Genomic DNA, 19682 nt, shown 5'->3' on the forward strand with positions numbered 1-19682 from the left:
TATTAGTGTGATAAAAAAATCTAAGTATTGAACTTAGATTTTTTTATTTGTATTTATTTAAACTACTTATTAATAATTACTTTAATATGATTCTTTTTACCTTTGTGTAAAGTAAAATTAGTTTGATCTATTTTTAAATCTTCTAATTTTGTATTAACATCAGTAATTTTAGTTTCATTAACAGATACAGCATTTGATGTAATCAATCTTCTAGATTCTGCTTTTGATGGTGACAACTTTGTAACAACTAAGATATTAGCAATTGAATAATCATTATTTAAATCACTTGCTTTTAATTCATAAGTTGGTAAATTATCACTTGCATTTTCAAAGGCTGCTTTAGATTGTTCAATAGCTTTATCAAGTTCTTCTTGACCATGAATCATTTTAGTTAATTCACTAGCTAATACTTTTTTAGCTTCAACTATTTTTTTACCTTTTTCTTTACAAAGGTCTGAAATTGTTTTGTCATCAAGTTCAGTTAATAATAACAAGAATCTTTCTACATCTTGGTCATCAATATTTAATCAATATTGATAAAACTCATAAGGAGAAGTTTTGTTTTTATCTAATCAGATAGCACCAGTTGCAGTTTTACCCATCTTAGTTCCATCATGCTTAGTTAATAAGTTTAAAGTTAAAGCAAAAGCTTCTTTACTTGATTTTCTTCTAATTAAATCAACACCAGCAAGAATGTTAGATCATTGATCACTTCCACCTAATTGAATGTTTACATTGTAATTTTGGTTTAAGTAATAAAAGTCATAAGCTTGCATAAGCATGTAGTTAAATTCTAAAAATGATAATCCACTTTCTTGTTCAAATCTAACTTTAAATGCTTCTGCTGCTAACATTTTATTAACTGAAAAACAAACCCCAAATTCTCTTAAAAATTCAATTCAATTAATTTTTAATAATCAGTCAGCATTGTTAACCATTACTGCTTTGTTTTTACCTTCAAAGCTAATAAACTTAGACATTTGCTTTTTTAAACATTCACAATTGTAATCAATTGTTTTTCTATCTAATATTTTTCTAATTTCACTTCTACCAGATGGATCACCTACAGAACCTGTTCCACCACCTACTACAATAACAGGATTATTTCCTGCTTTTTGTAAATGTTTTACTGCCATCATAGTTAGAAAGTGTCCAACATGTAAACTATCTGCAGTTGGATCAAATCCTATATAAAAAGAAGTTCCTTTGATTAATTCTTTTTCAATTAAATCAAAATTAGATCCTTGGTAGATGTATCCTCTTTTTTTTAAAAATTCTAAAATGTTCTTATTTTTCATACTTAATAATTATCTAACAAAACCAATATTTTTAGTTATCAATATCATATATAAAAGATTCAGAATATTTAATCTTATATGTATTTAATTTCTTTAGTTTTTCAACATCTGATTCTTCTAAAATAATTTGGAAAGCTTTATAGTTTGAAACAACTCTATCAGGATTACTAGTTTTTACAATAATGCTACAGTTTAATGAACCTACATAAGCAATTAGAACTCCAGCAACATCTGTGTTGTACTTTTTAGCCATTTCAATTAATACTGGATTTTTAAGATTATTTTCAAGATCCCCTAATGGACTTCAAGCTTGAACTTCAATCCCTTTTGAGTGGTTATAAACTACTCTATCTTCTCTTAAGTTGTTAACTGATAACTCAATTTGATTTGATAATGGGTAAACACCAGTTCTTTGTCTCATAATTTCAAGTGCATCTCTATCAAAGTTAGATACTCCAATTTCTCCCACTAACCCTTCTTTTTGACATTCAATTAATTGTTCTCATGCACTTAAATCCATATTTAAATTAAAGTGTCTTCTGTGTAATAAACACATATCTAATTTATTTGTTTGTAATTTTTGACAAGACAATAAAACTGCATCTCTTACATTTCCATAATGTTCTGGTCAAATTTTAGTTTGTACAAGAATTGGTTTATCAAAACCTTCTTCTCTTAATTCTTTAATAGCTTTACCAATTGCTTCTTCATTTTGATAATAATATGCAGTATCAACAAAGTCATATCCACTTAATACTGCTTGTTTAATACATTTTTTTAGTGTTGGTACATCATTCACTTCAAATGATCCATATCCTATTCTTTTTTTCATAAAATAACTCCTAAATTTAGATATCAAATTAATTATATTTATTAATAATGTCTTTTATGAATTTGATGAATAATTTTAAGAAATTTTATGTTCTTTTAGTAATTCATATTTCATAGTTTAGTTTTGCCTATATTTACATAGAAATTTTAAAAATATAAAATATATAAATAGACTATATTAAATAGGATCTTTATGAAAACTAAAAAATCATCTAAAAAATTAGGTAAATTGTTCCATAAAAAAAATAATGATCAATTAAATCAAGAAGTTGTGAAATGGTTGAACCTAATGAATTTGATCAATTTGAATTTGACCAATCTTATGATCAAAACCTTTTTTACCCACAAGAGTATGTAGATACTGTTCAGTATTATCAACCAATTGAATCAATTCATGATCAACAATTTGAACAACCAGTAGAATATGTTCAAGATCAACAATTTGAGCAACCTGTAGAATATGTTCAAGATCAACAATTTCAACAACCTGTAGAATATGTTCAAACTCAGTTTGATCAAAATATTCAACAAACTCCACAAAATGAGAATGCTGAATACATTGATACATCTTCATGAACTGAACAAGATTTTATTAATTATTATGCTCAAGTAGATTTTTATAATAAATACCCAAATGCTTTTGTATACCAAGGAAAAATTTACAATAGTGATTTAGATCAATATGTTCCTTCTAAAATTGGCGACTTACCAAATGAACCAAATTTACAAATAGTAAAAGCTCCAGAGTTTGAAGAAAAAAGTATTAAGAGAAATGATTTTTTAAAAAACAATTAATAAAATGAACCTAAAAGATTTAATTAAATTATTAGAAGTAAAATTCCCACAAATAGATTCAAATGAAGTTGAATCTAAAATAACTATTTATAAAAATTATTTACAACAAGAAAATAAGATTCATAATCTTACTAGACTTGATAAAGAAGAAGAAATTTATCAAAAGTATTTTTATGAATCTATTTTAAATTTTCACAATGATTTATTTGATAACAAAAATATAAATCTATTGGATATTGGAAGTGGTTCTGGTGTTCCTGGAATATTTTTAAAAATATTATTTCCTCATATTAATTTATATATTGTTGAATCAAACACTAAAAAAGTTAATTTCCTAAATAACTTAGTAGATAAATTGGAATTAGAAAATGTTTTTATTTCAAACCAAAGGTGTGAAGATTACATCAAAGATAAAATTGAATTTTTTGATTTGATAACTTGTAGAGCAGTTGCGGAATTAAGAATTTTATTAGAATTAAGTTTTCCTGGATTAAAAATTAATGGTATTGGTTTTTTTCTAAAATCTAATAATTATCTTGTTGAATTAGATAATGCAAAAAACATAAGTTCAAAATTAAAAATAGAAGAAGAACCAAAAATAGAAACAATTGAATATGATGGCAAAACTTTTGTCAGCTTAAAATACATTAAAAAAAATAAAGTAAATAATATTTTCCCAAGAACTTGAAAGGAAATATTAAACAATGATAAAAATTAATTTTATTGGTTTAAAAGATGGTGGAAAATCACTTTCTTGTTTTTTGTTAGCTAAATTCTTTTCAAAAAAAAATAAAACATTAATCTTAAATATTGATCTATTTAGCAAGTATGGATTATTCTTAAAGAAAAATTTAGTAACTAAAAAACTTGAATGAAATAACAAAACTATAAAATTAATGCCAGTAAATACTAACTTAGATTTAATGGATTTAAATATCAATCCAGATCTACAAGATAATTTAGAAAACCTAATTGAATATCTTTCTAATTCTTATGAAGTAATACTAATAGATAATCTAGTTGCATTACCTTCAATTAATATAAATGTAATCCATAATTCAAACTTTATTATTTCACCTTTTAAAATTGGCCAAGATATCTTAAGTTTTAAAAATAAAGTGCTAAATTTATTTTTAAGTAATTCAATAAATTCATCTAACTTTAAATTCTTACCACTGCTTTCAAATAACAATACTATTAACATGAATGAAATGTTAAGACTTAGAAAACAATTATCATCTATATTATTTGATATCCCTATTCCTTATTGTGAGTTTAAAAAATATAGTGATTTAGCAAAAAATACCAAATTGCTTAATCAGTACAATTTGGTATTTGAAGAAATAAAAAATAAAATAGAAATCAAATAATTATTAGTAAGCTCTTGCAAAGTAAACTAGCTTTGCATTGGGTTTATTAGTAAAAAAACATTTTTTAGTTTTATCAATTTTTTGATTTCAATCAAAACATCTTGGTGTTGCTGTAGTTAATTCTTTTAGTTTTTTTTCATCTTCTGCATTTCCAGATCAGTAAGCAGAGATGATTTTTTTATTGTCTAATGCTTTTTTAAATTCATCTATATTATTTACAAATTCAATTGATGAATTTAATCTCTTCTCAGTTTTATTAAATAAATTTGAAGAATATTCTTTAATTAAGTTTTCAATAAAGTTTTGGTTAAATTCTTTAAAGCTAATATTTTGTTTTTCTCTAGTGTCTCTTCTATAGATTGTTATAGTATTATTTTCAATTTCTTTTTTACCTAAAATTAATTGGAAAGGAATTCCTTTAATCTCATTTTCTTGTAGTTGAAGACCAAGAGATTTTTCAACAAAATATGTTTGGTATTTATAACCAAATAAGTTTTTATAAATTGCTTTTAATTCATCACTATCTTTATTCACTTCATTAGAAGTTACAATTGCAAACTGAATAGGTGCAATTTTAAAAGGTAATACCAATCCATTATTATCTGAGTGACTCATGATAATAGCACCAATAATTCTAGTAGAAAGTCCTGCAGATGTTTGAAACATTAAATCATAGTTATTGTTTTTTGTTTGATATTTTAAATCATAGCTTTTAGCAAAATTAGTTCCTAGATAGTGAGAAGTGGCTGATTGAAGCACTTGGCCATCTGGCATTAATGCTTCAATAGTAAAAGTATTATCTGCCCCTGCAAATCTTTCATTCTCAGTTTTTTCACCCATTAAAACTGCAATTGATAAATAATCATTTACAAACTTCTTGTATTCATTAACCATTGTAATTGAAAAATCAAATGCTTCTTTTTTATCAGCAAAAACAGCATGTTGTTCTTGTCATAAAAATTCTGATGTTCTTAAAAAAGGTCTAGTATTTTTTTCTACTCTAAAAACACTTCCTCACTGATTTAAAATACAAGGTAAATCATTATAAGATTTAATGTTCTTTTTAAAATAATTACAGAAAGAAATTTCTGATGTTGGTCTAATTACTAATTCATCTTCTAATTTCTTTTCACCTAAATGTGACACTTTAAATAATTCTGGATTAAAACCTTCCACATGTTCTTTTTCCTTCATAAACTCTGAATATGGAATTAACATAGGAAAACAAACTTCAGCAGTGTTTAAACTAACTAATATCTTATTAAATTCTTCTTGAATTCTTTTTCAAATTGCAAACCCATAAGGTTTAAACATTATTGTTCCTTTTACTAATCCATAGTCAACTAGATTAGCATTTTCAATAATAGATGTATATCACTTTGAAAAATTTTCTTCTTGTTTAACAATTTTTGACATATTATTCTATAACTTCTCCAAAATTACTAATAACCCATTGAACATCATCATCTTCATTACAACTATCTAAAAATCTTTCCAATCTTGCATAGTCTTCTTTGTTTAAATCAACATAGTCAGTTGGAATGTATTTAATTTCACTTTCAATTATTTTTAAACCTAATGTTTCAAGTTCTTGTCTGATTTTATAGAAATACTTAGGCATAACAATAATTTGGAAACAGTCCTCATGCTGGTTTGTTTCTTGGATTGGTTCATCATTGTCTGTAACTTCAATTTTTTCTAATGATAATAAAATCTTTTCCATTAAATCATCTTCAGTTAAATCTTTGTTAGAAATGATAATTTCACCACCATAAATAAAAGAATTTTTTACACTATTAGGTTTTGCTATTTCACCTTTTAATTTACTAAAATATCCTCTTAATGAACTAATGGTTCTATTATCATTATCAGATAATGTTTTAATAATTATTCTTAAACCATTTGGACCATATCCTTCATATTCAGCATCAGTTAAAGATGATGGATCTTTAATAGAACCATTAATGTTTTTTTCAATTGATTCTTTAGATAAATTATTTTGTAAGGCTTTATCAATTGCTGCTTTTAATCTTGGGTTTGCTTCAGGGTTTGGTCCACCAACTTTAGCAGCTGCTTTAATTTCTTTAGCAAGCTTGTTACCTAACTTTGCTTGTGTTTGTTGTTTCTTGTTAATTCCAGATGCAATTAAATGTTTTCTAGGCATATTAATATCCTCTTTCCTTTTTTAATCTTGTTTTTCTAGCACTTTCCATTTTATATTTTTTTAATCTTTGTTGATTTACTAATTCTTCAATTCTTTCTCTTTTTGCTTTTCTTTTAATTTCTTGAATTTGAAGTTTTATTTTCTTCTTATAATTTGGTTTAACTTTTTTACTAGCTTTGTTGATTACATCTCTGATTTGTAAATCAACTTTAGTTTCTTTTTTAACTCTAGTTTTAAATTTGAATTGATACTCATTTAAATTGTGTTTGTAGTATTTTAAATGATTTCATCTAATTCCTTTTCTACTTAATCTTTCAATTTGATAAATTGAATTACTGTCATTAAATACATAAGAAGCACCTTTATATGATTTTCTACCACTTCTTCCAGCTCTATGAACATATCACAAATCTTCTTTTGGTAAATCATATGAAATAACATGGCTAGCACCTTCAATATCCACACCACGAGATGCAAGGTCTGTTGCTATTAAAAGGTTAATATTGTTTTCTTTAATTTCTCTAAAGATGTTTTTTCTTTGTCTATTTTCTAAACCACTATGTAATTTTAAAACTGGGATTTTATTTTGATAAATATAATCATATAAAGCATCAACTTCTTTTTTAGTATTACAAAACACAATTCCAAAAAATGGATTTAATTTCTTAATAATGTTTAACAACATTTTATTTTTATCTTCATTGTGGTTGTAATGAATTACATAATGTTTAATATTTGGGTTTTCTCAAATATTTTTGCTTTTATCTATGATGATAGAGTTTTTGAAAAATTTAGAAACTTGAACAGATAAGCTTTCATGTAATGTTGCAGAAGTTGCAATCTTTTTTATGTTATTAATATGTTTAAGTGAACTAAATGCCTGATTAACTAATCCAAAAAAACCTAGATCTAAAGTCATATCTGCTTCATCTAGAACTATGTATTGTAAAGATCTAACGTAAGTTTTATACTTTGTTAATTCATTAAATTTACTTGGTGAACAAACTATGATTTGATGATTAGGTGATTTAGACTCTAAAGCAAAATCTACATTTGAAGCATTATTAACAATAGATAAATAAGATAGTTTGTTATTATGCTTTTTAAAAAAAGAAAGAATCTTAGTGATTTGTCTAATCAATTCTTTTGTTGGAACTACTATAACTGCTTGAAGTTCTTTTGAATCTAAATTTATATTTTCTAAAATAGGTAGTAAATAACATAATGTTTTACCAGTCCCAGTTTGAGAAACTAATACAACATTTTTGTCTTTATTAATTATTGGAATTGATTCTGTTTGTAAAACATTCAATTCTTTAATATCCATCTCACTAGTCAGTGTAGTTTGTATAAAATCTTTAAATTCTTTTATCATGATTTAAACCTATCTATAAAATAATAATTTATAAGTTAAGATATTGATTAATTTTTAAACCAAAAATAAATTTTACAATATCTATGTTAAAGACAAATAAAAAAATCAAATTAATACTTTTAAGCATTAATTTGATTTTTAAAATTCTTTAAATATTATTGAACAACAGCTGGAGTTGAACCACCATTTGCAGGTGCAGGTGTTGGAGTGTTGTAACTTGTTAAACTAGACATATCAACATCTTGTCTTTGAACTGCAGAAGCTTGGAACATAGGGAATGTTGCTAATCCAATTTTACTAGCTACAGCAATTTTAGGGAACATGAAGATTTCAGCATTAAAAGAAGTTACTTTTTGGTTATATAGTCTTCTAGAAGCAGCAATTTCAGTTTCTAAGTATTGAGATGTACTCATTAATTCTGTAATAATAGCATCAGCTTTTAATTGTGGGTATTGTTCATATTGAACATTTAAATTCATCATGAATTGAGATAATTGGTTATCTAATTTTGAAGTTTCATTACTATTAGCTACACCACCTCTATATTTTGTAACTAATTCTAATGTTTCTCTTTCATGTTTCATATAACCTTTAGTTTGTTCTAAAAGTTTAATTAATGTATCTCTTCTTTTTGCTTCGTTTACTTGGATTGCACTTGATGCTTCATTAATTCTCATTTGAGAATCAATGAATTGGTTTTTTCAAGAAATACTAATTCAGTAAATTACTGAAAAAGTTAGAATGATTAATAGAATTCATCCAAATTTTTGAGCAGCAGAAGCTTTAGCTACTCTTTGAGTATTATCAACGTTTAAATTAAACCCTTGTGGATTTTGTGGTATTCTTGTATCTACTAGCATTTTTATTCCTTTCATAGATTTATAGAAACAATATTATTATATTAATTTTTAATAAATAGTTACATACTAAATATCGATTTAAGTTCTAATAAAATAGATTCAACAAATTCATTTTTAGTATCTTTATTATTTGATATAAAGTAGAACCCATATTGATCAATTACAATTGAAGATTGAGCATCTTTGTTATATTCATTTAATTTATCTGAGATAGTTACTAATTGTTTAGTTCTTGAGAAATTTTCTAATCAATTTGGGTTACTACATCAAATTCCTTTTTGAATCATTAGATTAACAAATTCTTGGTTTTCATATGTCCCTTTACCAATAAGGTGTCTAACATTTGGAGTAATATAAATTCTTGGAACATTTTTATTATTAGCAAATAAGTTAGATAAGAATTTTTCTTCAGTAAAGAAATAGAATTTTTCATATGGTACACCAATTACTTTTGTACCAACATGCATCCCAACTACTGTTACATAATCTATTAAAGTTTCAGATCAATAAGAATTCATATTGTAGTGAAAGTGAATAATATCTTTTTTATTTTTTACTGATTCATTTAATCTAAATCAAATTGGTTTAGTAGGTTTTTTGTTTGTATTGAATCAAAAGAACTTAGGATCTAAAAATCTTAAAGCATTATAGTTTGAATCAAAGTTAGAAATATTATCTACATCATCATATACTTCACTCAAATTGTTACCAATTGTATAGTTATTTGAATTGTGTTTATATCATTCACGATTGATTGCAGGAGATAATAAAGGTAACTGTAACATTTTAATAATCTTGTTAAAGTAGTTAAATGCTATATCTTTAATTCTGTTACATAAAACATCTAAGTTAACTTCTGCATTATTTTCTAAGATATTAATATCTTCAATAAAGTGATTTGCAGCCTCTAATGGAAAAATATCATGAGAAGTATTAAATATATTGAAAGAGTCTTTTAGTTTGAAGAAGTCAAAAGTATATTTACCATTTAAGTCCAATCATTTTAAATAATCTTCTTGTGCTTTAATAGTAAAGAATTGATTAACTCTTTGCTGAATAGAAATATCATTTTTAGCATCACCAGAAACATCTAAACCATAAAGTTTTACAAAGTTCTTATTTTCTAATTCAATATATTTGTTTGGTTTTTTGTTGTTAGTGGAAAAAAGTAATTGTGGTTCATAATGAGTCATAAATACTAAAACATTATCAGCATCAATAAATGGAGTATTTTCGTGGTGGTAAGCTGTTAAGGTTTCATATTTAGTAACTGCAACTGTTCTTCTTTTACCATTTGAATCTGTTACTGTTTCATATGAAGTATAAGGGAAAGATTCAGATCTACTAGTTGTAACTTCTCTTCAAGCTAAACTTCTAACTAAAACATCATAGAAAGGTGTATTTTTATATAAACCAGAAATACCACATTTAACATCTATATTATTTTTGTTATCTAATAATTTTAAAATTCTAGTAGTTGGAATTAATTCAGAAATTTTAAACCCATATCTTTCAAATGTATATTTATACAAGTCATATAAAGTAATTGTAGATAGTAATGAATGCATTAATGCAAATCTATTATTAGAAGTGTCTAAAATATTATTTTCTTGTTGATTTTTAAATTCTTTAAATTGATTAATCATAGCTAAATTAGCTTTATATTTTTTAAAGAAAAATAAACCAATTATAAATACAAAACTAATTATGAATAATGCATGTATTCATTTTCTTTTTGTGTATTGAAGTTCTTTTTTCTTATTAATGATTGAACCTTCTAAATCAGTAATTTGTAAGTCTAATTCATATGTCTTTTTTACAACACCCTTATATTGATTAAACTTAATAGCAAAATAATCATCAAACACGGTTCCAATTGTGTTGTTGATGTGATTGTAAAACATCTCAATAGGATTGTTAGTAACTGCTGAATAGTTAATTGTAAGATTTCTTTCTTTAATTGGACTTGCAGAAGAATTTTTATTTAACCCATTTTGATTATTTTTCTCATTTGGATTAACAATAAAATTTTGAACCATATTCATAGCAGCACCTGCAATTGCAGCATTGCTAATATTATTGTTATTAAGATTAGGTTGAGCTTCAGTTTGTTTTACAGGACCATTATCAAGTTCTGTAATTTGCTCAGCTTGATAAGCAACTTTTTCTAATTCATTATTTACTTCTTTAGTTTCACTTAATAAAATTTTATCTTTTTCAGAATTCATTTTTTTCCCTTTTAATATAAAAAATAAAAATATAAATTTTGATTTAGTTAGTAATATCATAAACCTTTATTGATAAAGTTAAACAAATAAAAACTTTCTTAATGCATTACTTAACTAAGTAAGCAAAGAAAGTTAATGTATTAAATATGATAAATCACTTAGTCAATTTTTCTTTTGTTTTCAATTGAGTATTTTAATGATTCTCAATCAATATATTCAATTGAAGCATTCATTGGAATACCTAATGCTAACCGATATAAATCAATATTGTAGTTTTTTTCTTTAATAAAATTTTTAATGTAAGAAGAAGTTAATTCACCATCAATTGTCATGTTAGTACAAATCAGAATTTCTCTCACATGGAATTTATTAATCATGTTTTCTAACTTCTCTAAATTTATTTTTTTAGCAGTTTTTAAATCCTTATGTTTTATTTCTGTATTTAAAACAAAATACAATCCACTAAAACTATTAGAAGCTTCAATTTTTTCTAAGTCTTCTAAATATGAAACAATACATAATTTATTTTTATCCCTGCTATCAGTATTACAAATATCACAGTATAGAGAATCAGAAGTTAGATTATTACAATTTAAACAAAATTTAATATTTGATTTCAAACTAGTTAGTCTATCTAAAAATTGACTATAAAAAACTTCATCTGCTTCTAAAAAGAAATAAGCAATTTTTGAAGCATTTTTATTTGAAATAGTAGGTAAACTTTTTAGTGCTTCTACAAAATATTCAAATTCTTTTGGTTTCATAATTAAAATGGCATTGCACCTTTAGTAATCTTTTCTTTTTCTTCAGTAATTGCAGAAATTGCTTCATTAATAGCTTCTGAAATCATTTCCTCTAACATCGTTTTATCTTCAGGATCTATTAATTCTTTATTAATATCCATTTTGATAATTTCATAATTTCCTTTAATTTGAATAGTAATAGATTTTTGATAAACAAATTCAAACTCTTCTTGTTCAAACTCTTTTATCTTCTTTTCCATTTTGCTTTGTAAAGCTTTTGCTTGTTGCAACATTTTTTGCATATTCATAATTAATTACTCCTCATCAATTATTAATTCACTTAACATACTTTCAACTAAATCTTTTGCTGTTGGTTTAGATTTAATTTTAGTATTTAAAAATTCAATATCTACATCTTTTGTATTAGATGGACTTAGTTTATTATTTCTAATTTCATTCCCAACTTTAATTGCTTGGTCTTTAGTTATTGCTATAACTAAATAAACTTTATTAAGTTTATTTTTTAAATATTCTAAAAACTCTAATGATTGATTAATTTTATTAATGTTTTCAATTTCTAAATCATCTGCTGATGAAAATGCTATTCCATTATTAGAAACCACAATAAGTCTATCCATTTGTTTAATAGATGATTCAAATGAATTTGAAGGCATTGAGTCTTTAATACTTTTAAAGAAGTTATTAACTTTTTCTTTTTCACTATTGTTACTATTAACTGCAATCTTTAAAAAAGCTTCATCAATATCAATTTCTTTAAAAGATTCTTCCTCTTTTACTTTATTAACACTTTGTGTAATTGGTTTAGCAATTTCTTCTTTTTTCTCAACTTTATTTTCTTTTTTATCTTTAGGTAATTCTATAGGTTCTTTAGTTGGATCAACATTGCCCTTTTTAGTATTTACATTTGAGTCTTCTGTTATGTTTTCTTCTTCAATAGATTCAAATTGTTCTTCTAAGTAATCAGTTGGTGAATCAGCTTCAATATTATCAAAAGAAAAAAGTGAAAGTTGCTCTGAAGAAGATTCAATTGATTTTGTTTTGGGTTTTTTCTTTTCAGTTTTTTCTACAACCACTTCAGGTGCTTTAACAATTTCTTTTTCAATAACTTCTTCTTTTATAACCTCTTTAGGTTTATTAGCTTTATTTGTTTTAGCTTTTGATTTTTTACCAACTATACCAAACTCATCAAAAATATCTGAATCTTTATCTAAATGATCTACTTGAACAAAGTTATCTACAAAATTATCAACAATATTTATTTTTTTATTTTGAGGTTCAATAACCTCTTTTTTCCCTTCAGGTTTACCTTTAATCTGAACTACTTTCATACTTTCAGATAATTTAACTTGTTTGAAGTTACTAGTATCTAAAATAGGTTCTTGAGCAGAATTATTTTCTTTTTCTTGCTCTATAACTTTTTCTTCTACTATTTCTTCTTTTTTACTTGGTTTAACTTTTATTTCTTCTGCTTTTATTTCTTCTTTTAATTTATCTGGTTTGTTTTTTTCTGTTAACTCAACTTTTACAGTTTCTTTCTTAGTTGGTTTAACTTTTTGTTCTAATTGTTCTTTAAGTTCTGTTTCATTTTTAACTACATATGAATTAGCTGTTAGATTAGTATCAAACTCAAATTCAAATAACTTACAAGATTCAAAACAAGATAATTGAAAGTAGAATTTAGGATTAGAAGAAGTTTTTATTTTATTTAAATTATCTTGTCATACTTCTAAGCATTTAATAATAAATTTAGGTTGTAGTTCCAAAAAATTAGTTTGTTCACTTGGAAGGTATTTAAGTAATGAAACATTTTTAGTTCTTTCATAAACTAGTTTGTCATATAAAAGATTTATTAGATCAATTGATAATTGATAAAAATCAATTCCTTTAACTTCATATTCATTAATTTTATTTATTATTTGTTCTACATTACTATTTCAAACAGATTTAAGTAAATTGATTTTTTCATTTACATCTAAGATTCCAAAAACATTATAAATATCTTCTATTTTGATATCAGAGTTTGTATAAGAATCTAGTTGATCAATTAATGAACATGCATCTCTTAATGAACCATCTGCAAGTTCTGCAATCTTATTTAAAGCATTATCTTCAACTTTAATTTTTTCTTTTTTTGCAATTGATTTCAAACATTCTTTTAATTCACTATTATTTAGTTTTAAGAAATTATATCTTTGACATCTTGAAATAATAGTTGGTGGAAATTTATAAGATTCAGTTGTTGCAAAAATGAAAACTAAATACTTTGGTGGATCTTCTATTAATTTTAAAAAAGTGTTTCATGCAGCATTAGAAAGCATATGAGCTTCATCAATTATATAAACTTTGTATTTCAAAACACTTGGTAAATAATTGATAGTATCAATAATATTTCTAACTTCTCCAACCCCATTGTTAGAAGCTGCATCTAATTCAACAATATCAACAGCTTGATTTTGATTAATCAGATTACAGTTATTACAATTATTACAACAATCTCCATCTTTAAGATTTAAACAATTTAATACTTTAGAAAAGATTTTAGCTATTGAAGTTTTTCCAACCCCTTTAGGACCAGAAAAGATATAAGCATGACTTTGTTTGTTTTTAATAATTGAATTTGAAAGAGTTTTGATAATAAATTTTTGACCAATTATTTCATTAAATGAATTAGGTCTATATTTACGATAGAAAGCTATTTTATTGTTCATATTTATATAGTTATTTTCAATATGTTAATTATAATTTACAAATTAATAACTATTAATTAAAGTTTTAAATTATCAAAATCTGATAATTATAGCTATTTCATAAAATAAAAAATTCTAGAAATAACTTTCTAGAATTTCTATGATTTATAAGTTAGTGTTTTTTAAAGAAATAAATTCCCATTAGAACTATAAAAATAAATCTAGCAACAAATATTCCAAATATTAAAACAGCAGTAATAATAATTAAAGGAATTCCATAATCAAAAAAAGCTGCATAAAACCCAACAAGCATAAAAGCATAAAGGGAGATAAAGAATATAAATAGTAACAGATTTCATTTGTTGTAATATGATAATCTTCCAACTACCACATTTAAACTATTATCTGGATTATCATCGTATTTTAAACAGATAAAATGGAATCCCATTGATAAACCTAAATTGATTAAAGTGATTGCTACTGAAGCTATTGAGAGTGGAGAGAAAATTCCAAAATAATAATAGTCTTTTCAAACACCAATGCTATTACTAAAATCCATTTTTATTGATAATTGAAACATTGAATAAAAAAGCATCAATGCAAAGACTAATAGATTTAATATGAATAAAGCAATAATTGATACCAACATTATTTTAGAAACTATAAGTCATTTATCTAATGACATTGGTTTGTATTCTCTAACTTTACCAATTACAGAATCTAATAATCTTTGGTTTTCACTGTCCAATCCAGTAGTTGGAGTATTTTCACTATTAGAATCTCTAGTAACCTTTACAGTATTAGTTATATTAACTGGTTTAAAGGTTCCTTGTGATTTATTGGTGTTGTTATTTGATGGATTATTTCAAGGTCTATTATTATTCATTTAAAATTCCTCTACTAAATTTTGATTCTACAAATGAAAGAATATTTGTAAACACTGAAACAAAGTTAAATATCATTGATAAAATTGCAGCACTATAATAAATAGTTTTATTTGTTAAATGAAGTGAAGATAACTGACTATTCAAAAGACCTAATGAAATAGTTATTGATAATAAAACCACTAAAGCAAATGAAGCAGCAATAAACTTAGTTAAGCAAAATATTCTTACATAAGTGTAGTTACTTCTGTCATCTTCATCATCCATATTTAAATCATGATTAGGAATTAATCTAAATAGATCAATGCCTAAAACAATACAAATAATTAAATTAATAGCTGTAATAATAGAAAAGAAGATTAAGTTGTTTAAGTGATTCTCTTGTGGGATGCTAGTAGTTGCAAAAATGATTAACCCAAAAGATAAAAGAAATAAAACTGATGAAACTATAAAAATTGGAAACCTACGTGAATAAACAAAATTAGAAGTAAATTCTTTTTTGTTAATTGGTGATTTTTTTATTTCTATTCTTCTAGTAGCAGTATTTTCAATTCTTTTGGTAGTTAAATTTTTAGACTTTTGATTTTCTGTTTTTCTTCTAACAGAATCATCTTTTCTTTCTAGTGCCTTATTACTTAAATCAATCATAGGATATAAACTTTCTATAAAAATGATGTCTTTTTTTAAAACTCACTTTTTAATTAATTATATATAAAACTTAATTTAAAAATTAATTCCAAAAAAATTTTTAGCATTATTTAATACTTTTTCAGACACTACATCAACTTCAAGATTTTTTAATTTTGCAATTTCTTCTACTGTGTGTTTTACATAATGAGGATAATTTTGTTTGCCCCTAAAAGGAACAGGTGTCAAATAAGGAGAATCAGTTTCTGTAACCATACAATTAATATCTATTCATTGTACTGCTTCTTTTAAAGATAAAGCATTTTTAAAAGTAACAATTCCTGGAATTGATATAAAACACTTTTGACTAACATAATATTTTGCTTCTTCTAAGTTAGAAGAAAAACAATGAATTAATTTTTTGATATCTTTAAAATTTTCAATAATTGGTTTGATATCTTCAAAAGCATTTCTTAAATGAAACATAATTGGAAGATTATGTTTAACCCCCAATTTAATTTGCTCTATACAAAAATGAATTTGTTCTTTTTTAAGTTCACTGCTGTAATAAAAATCTAAACCAATTTCACCAATTCCAACAATATGGTTTCTATTGTTTGTTATTAAATTATCTAACTTGTTAAAAATATCTTTATCACCAAAATATTGTTCAATATCATTTGGGTGAATCCCAACACAAGCTTTCATACAATCACTATATTTTTTAGATAATTCAACTGCTTTTACTGAACTGTTAAAATCATAAGCTACACAGTTAGTAAATGTTTGGTTTTCTTTTAATTGCTTAATACATTCTTCAATTTCATTGTCATAAACATCCATGTTTAAATGGCTGTGAGTATCATAATATTTGATCATATTAAAATCCTTATTTTCCTAAACAGAAATTTTTAAACATTTTATCTATTATATTTAAATCTTCTGATAATCCCATTATTGTACATATTTTTTCATATGCTACTTTTAAATCTTCAACTAATAAATCTAAAGGAAATCCTGATAAAGAATTAGCATAAGATTTTTTTAATACTAATAAAACTTGTTTAATTATTTTTAATTCATTATCTGAACATATTGCTAAATTATTTGCAATATTAAAATCACCTTGTTTTAAATTAGTTTTTATTTCATTAACTAAAGGTTTAACATCTTTTTTTAATGCTGAAATACTAATACCTTTTAATTCACTATTAGCATTTACTTTTAAATCAGATTTATTTTTTACAATTATGTAATTTTTATTTTTTATTAAATTTAAAATTTCTTTTTCTTTCTTATCTATTTTTTTGGAGTCATCAATTAAAAACAAAATCAAATCTGCTTCTTTAATAGATGCCATTGTTTTTTTAATACCAATATTTTCTATTTTATTTTTTGATTCTCTAATTCCAGCAGTATCTATAAAGTTTAATAATAATCCTTCTAAATTAATAGATTCAGTTACTAAGTCTCTTGTAGTTCCTTTAATATCAGAAACTATTGCTTTATTCTTTTTAATTAATGAATTCAAAAGAGATGATTTACCAACATTTGGTTTACCAACAATTACTACATTTAAACCATTGTATAAATAACTTACTTTATTAAAGTCATTGATAGTTTTATTTAATTTATCTATGATCTCTTTAACTTCTAAATTAAATTCTTTAGCAGTTACTTGTTCTACATCTTCATATTCTGGATAATCTATGTTTACTTCTATTTTTCCAATTAAGTAAAAGATTTTTTCTTTAATATCTAAAAAGAAATCATTGTTACTATTAATGATTCCATTTGATGACAAATTAGTTGCAATATCAGTTTTAGAGAAGATCAAATTATTAATAGAGTTCGCTTGTCTTAAAGTTAATTTATTATTTAAAAAAGCACGTTTAGTAAATTCACCATTCTCAGCTAATCTAGCACCAGATTCTAGAATTAAATCTAGTATTTTATTAGTAATTAAAACACCACCATGACAATTAATTTCTATTAAATCTTCACCTGTAAAACTTTTAGGTGCTACATATTTTAAAATAATGACTTCATCAATGATCAAGTCATTTTGGTAAATAAATTCTTTAACAAAAGTATAACCAGTTTTAGTAATTTCTTTTTTTGTAATTTTACTTACTATTTCATAAGTATTAGGACCTGAAATTCTAATTATAGAAATTGCAGAATTAATATTTGGTGTAGCAATTGCAGTTATTGTGTCATTCATAATTATTTCAACATAGAAAGTATTTCATTAAATACTAAAGTTTTATTTAAATTGTATTTTAGACTACTAATTAAATGATAAATTTTTTCTTTATTTTCAGGAGAAACTTTAGGTTCTAGCAAAAATAATAATTTAGCAATTTCATAATATGAAAAAGTTTTAAAGCTTATTAAAGATTTATGAATAGAGATTAATTTATTTTTGTCATTAATTAAAGTTTCATAAACATTAACAATCTTAGAAAAAGTTTCATTATTATAAAAATCTAAAACTTCATCAATTGAATAAAAGTTTAGTAAGAAATAAGAAAAATATCTTTGGTCAATCTTGTTGCTTTCCAATTCTTTAATAAACCTTTTTTCTTCACTAATAATCTTATAGAAAACACATCTACTTTTAATTGTGTTAATAATGTTGTTGTGATTTCTTGTAACAAAAATGTAATAAGTATTTTTACTAGGGTTTTCAATATTTTTTAAAAGCATATTAGCAATTTGCTTATTTACATTTTCAATACCATAAATTATTAAAAATTTATTTCCATATTTTTCAACTGAAGGATATGAAAGTTTATTAATAATACTCAATAAGTCTTCTTTATGAATTGAATCTTTATAAGTGTTTATTAAATGAAAATCAAAATATTTACCTCTTGTAATTTTTCAACAAGATTCACAAGTATTACAAAAACTTTCTGCTTTAGTACAACAAATTGATTTCATAAAATCATAAATAAAATTCATTGTAAAACTAGCAGTTGACTCTTCTAATAAAAGTGGACTTGGTTTATTTTTTATTAAACTTTTTAAAATCTTTTCATTATGGTTCATATTTAAAATTTATCTCACTCTTTCAAGAATAGTTGCACAAATTTTATTTGCTAATTCTTCTACAGGTTTTAAAGCATCCAACCTAATCACATTTCTGTTATCAAACTGAAGAATTGAAGAATACCCTCCAATTATTTTTTTCAAGTTTTCTTCTTGTGCATATTGGTTGTCTAATCTATCAAAAATGTCTCGGTCTTTATCTTTTGTTTTTCTCTCTAATAACACTTTAGGATTTGCTGAAAAGTAAAAAACAATGTCAGGTTTAATTTTAGAGATTCCAAATTGATTAACTTTATAAACGTTTTTATAACCTAAGTTTTTTACAATCCCTTGATAAACTAAAGAAGAATGAATAAAACGATCACATAGAATAATTTTCTTATTTGCTTTTGCTTTTAAAATTACATTTCAAACATGTTCAGTTCTAGAAGCTGCAAAAAGTAAAGCTTCAGTTCTTGGATCAATATCATAATTGACAAGTATCTCTCTAATTTTTTCCCCAACTTCAGTACCACCTGGTTCTCTAGTCAAAATTACAGAATCTTTGTTATTAAAAAAATTTATTAATTTTTGGTAAACCAATTTGCTAACTGTAGATTTACCACAAGCATCTGGTCCTTCAAATGCTACAAATAATCCTTTATCTAATTGCATATAAAAAATCCATTATGTATAAATATTTTTAGTCTTATAAAATTATATAAATAAAATTGTTTACTTTATCATTAAAGATACTTTTTAAATT

At 24.1% G+C, this 19682-nt stretch carries 19 protein-coding genes; 3 read left to right on the forward strand and 16 right to left on the reverse strand.

All coding sequences use genetic code 4. The features are described 5' to 3' along the window. Positions 1–62: 62 nt before the first annotated feature. Together tyrS and MYPE_RS04115 are read right to left on the reverse strand one after the other, a co-directional pair. Positions 63–1298, reverse strand: a complete 1236-nt coding sequence (tyrS, locus tag MYPE_RS04110; RefSeq protein WP_011077618.1) for a tyrosine--tRNA ligase — start codon at positions 1296–1298, stop codon at positions 63–65. A gap of 31 nt (positions 1299–1329) precedes the next feature. Beyond that, positions 1330–2130, reverse strand: a complete 801-nt coding sequence (locus tag MYPE_RS04115) for an aldo/keto reductase family protein (protein ID WP_011077619.1) — start codon at positions 2128–2130, stop codon at positions 1330–1332. A gap of 275 nt (positions 2131–2405) precedes the next feature. Between MYPE_RS04115 and MYPE_RS04120 the strand changes: the two genes are divergently transcribed. From MYPE_RS04120 to MYPE_RS04130, 3 genes are read left to right on the forward strand one after another with little or no spacing between them, the layout of a single operon-like run. Continuing rightward, on the forward strand, positions 2406–2924 hold the full coding sequence (locus MYPE_RS04120) for a hypothetical protein (protein WP_011077620.1): 519 nt from the start codon (positions 2406–2408) through the stop codon (positions 2922–2924). Between the two features lie 4 nt (positions 2925–2928). After that, complete coding sequence (gene rsmG / locus MYPE_RS04125) at positions 2929–3642, forward strand: 16S rRNA (guanine(527)-N(7))-methyltransferase RsmG (protein ID WP_011077621.1); 714 nt, start codon at positions 2929–2931, stop codon at positions 3640–3642. Continuing rightward, entirely contained in the window at positions 3629–4294 is a 666-nt protein-coding gene (locus MYPE_RS04130; RefSeq protein WP_011077622.1) for a hypothetical protein, read from the forward strand. The genes rsmG and MYPE_RS04130 overlap by 14 nt, the downstream gene beginning before the upstream one ends. Before the next feature lie 3 nt (positions 4295–4297). On the opposite strand, the gene proS is transcribed toward MYPE_RS04130, so the two are convergent. The 14 genes from proS to tmk form a co-directional block, all read right to left on the reverse strand. Beyond that, positions 4298–5710, reverse strand: a complete 1413-nt coding sequence (proS, locus tag MYPE_RS04135; RefSeq protein ID WP_011077623.1) for a proline--tRNA ligase — start codon at positions 5708–5710, stop codon at positions 4298–4300. A 1-nt stretch (position 5711) separates the two neighbouring features. Continuing rightward, positions 5712–6458, reverse strand: coding sequence for a YebC/PmpR family DNA-binding transcriptional regulator (locus MYPE_RS04140; protein ID WP_011077624.1), 747 nt, complete (start codon positions 6456–6458; stop codon positions 5712–5714). A gap of 1 nt (position 6459) precedes the next feature. After that, positions 6460–7833 carry a DEAD/DEAH box helicase gene (locus MYPE_RS04145; RefSeq protein ID WP_011077625.1) on the reverse strand — a complete coding sequence of 458 codons (1374 nt, stop codon included), beginning with the start codon at positions 7831–7833 and terminating at the stop codon, positions 6460–6462. A 155-nt stretch (positions 7834–7988) separates the two neighbouring features. After that, positions 7989–8693 carry a LemA family protein gene (locus MYPE_RS04150; RefSeq protein ID WP_044891299.1) on the reverse strand — a complete coding sequence of 235 codons (705 nt, stop codon included), beginning with the start codon at positions 8691–8693 and terminating at the stop codon, positions 7989–7991. 59 nt (positions 8694–8752) lie between these two features. Next, complete coding sequence (locus MYPE_RS04155; protein ID WP_044891300.1) at positions 8753–10921, reverse strand: hypothetical protein; 2169 nt, start codon at positions 10919–10921, stop codon at positions 8753–8755. Positions 10922–11079: 158 nt separating this feature from the next. After that, positions 11080–11685 carry a toprim domain-containing protein gene (locus tag MYPE_RS04160; RefSeq protein WP_011077628.1) on the reverse strand — a complete coding sequence of 202 codons (606 nt, stop codon included), beginning with the start codon at positions 11683–11685 and terminating at the stop codon, positions 11080–11082. A gap of 2 nt (positions 11686–11687) precedes the next feature. After that, complete coding sequence (locus MYPE_RS04165) at positions 11688–11972, reverse strand: YbaB/EbfC family nucleoid-associated protein (protein WP_011077629.1); 285 nt, start codon at positions 11970–11972, stop codon at positions 11688–11690. 6 nt (positions 11973–11978) lie between these two features. Next, positions 11979–14393 (reverse strand): DNA polymerase III subunit gamma/tau, encoded by a 2415-nt coding sequence (gene dnaX / locus MYPE_RS05460; protein WP_011077630.1) that lies wholly within the window; start codon positions 14391–14393, stop codon positions 11979–11981. A gap of 151 nt (positions 14394–14544) precedes the next feature. Further along, positions 14545–15258: a hypothetical protein gene (locus MYPE_RS04175; protein ID WP_011077631.1), complete on the reverse strand. Its 714-nt coding sequence runs from the start codon at positions 15256–15258 to the stop codon at positions 14545–14547. Beyond that, on the reverse strand, positions 15251–15904 hold the full coding sequence (locus MYPE_RS04180) for a hypothetical protein (protein WP_011077632.1): 654 nt from the start codon (positions 15902–15904) through the stop codon (positions 15251–15253). Before MYPE_RS04180 ends, MYPE_RS04175 begins: the two co-directional genes overlap by 8 nt. Before the next feature lie 75 nt (positions 15905–15979). Then, entirely contained in the window at positions 15980–16762 is a 783-nt protein-coding gene (locus MYPE_RS04185; protein WP_011077633.1) for a TatD family hydrolase, read from the reverse strand. A gap of 10 nt (positions 16763–16772) precedes the next feature. Further along, positions 16773–18107 (reverse strand): tRNA uridine-5-carboxymethylaminomethyl(34) synthesis GTPase MnmE, encoded by a 1335-nt coding sequence (gene mnmE, locus MYPE_RS04190; protein ID WP_011077634.1) that lies wholly within the window; start codon positions 18105–18107, stop codon positions 16773–16775. 2 nt (positions 18108–18109) lie between these two features. Continuing rightward, a complete protein-coding gene (locus MYPE_RS04195) occupies positions 18110–18937 on the reverse strand; it encodes a DNA polymerase III subunit delta' (RefSeq protein WP_011077635.1) in 828 nt (275 codons plus the stop codon). Positions 18938–18946: 9 nt separating this feature from the next. Continuing rightward, complete coding sequence (tmk, locus tag MYPE_RS04200; RefSeq protein ID WP_011077636.1) at positions 18947–19591, reverse strand: dTMP kinase; 645 nt, start codon at positions 19589–19591, stop codon at positions 18947–18949. Between the last annotated feature and the right edge of the window lie 91 nt (positions 19592–19682).

Source organism: Malacoplasma penetrans HF-2, from assembly GCF_000011225.1.
Taxonomy (GTDB): Bacteria; Bacillota_I; Bacilli_A; order Mycoplasmatales; family Mycoplasmoidaceae; genus Malacoplasma; species Malacoplasma penetrans.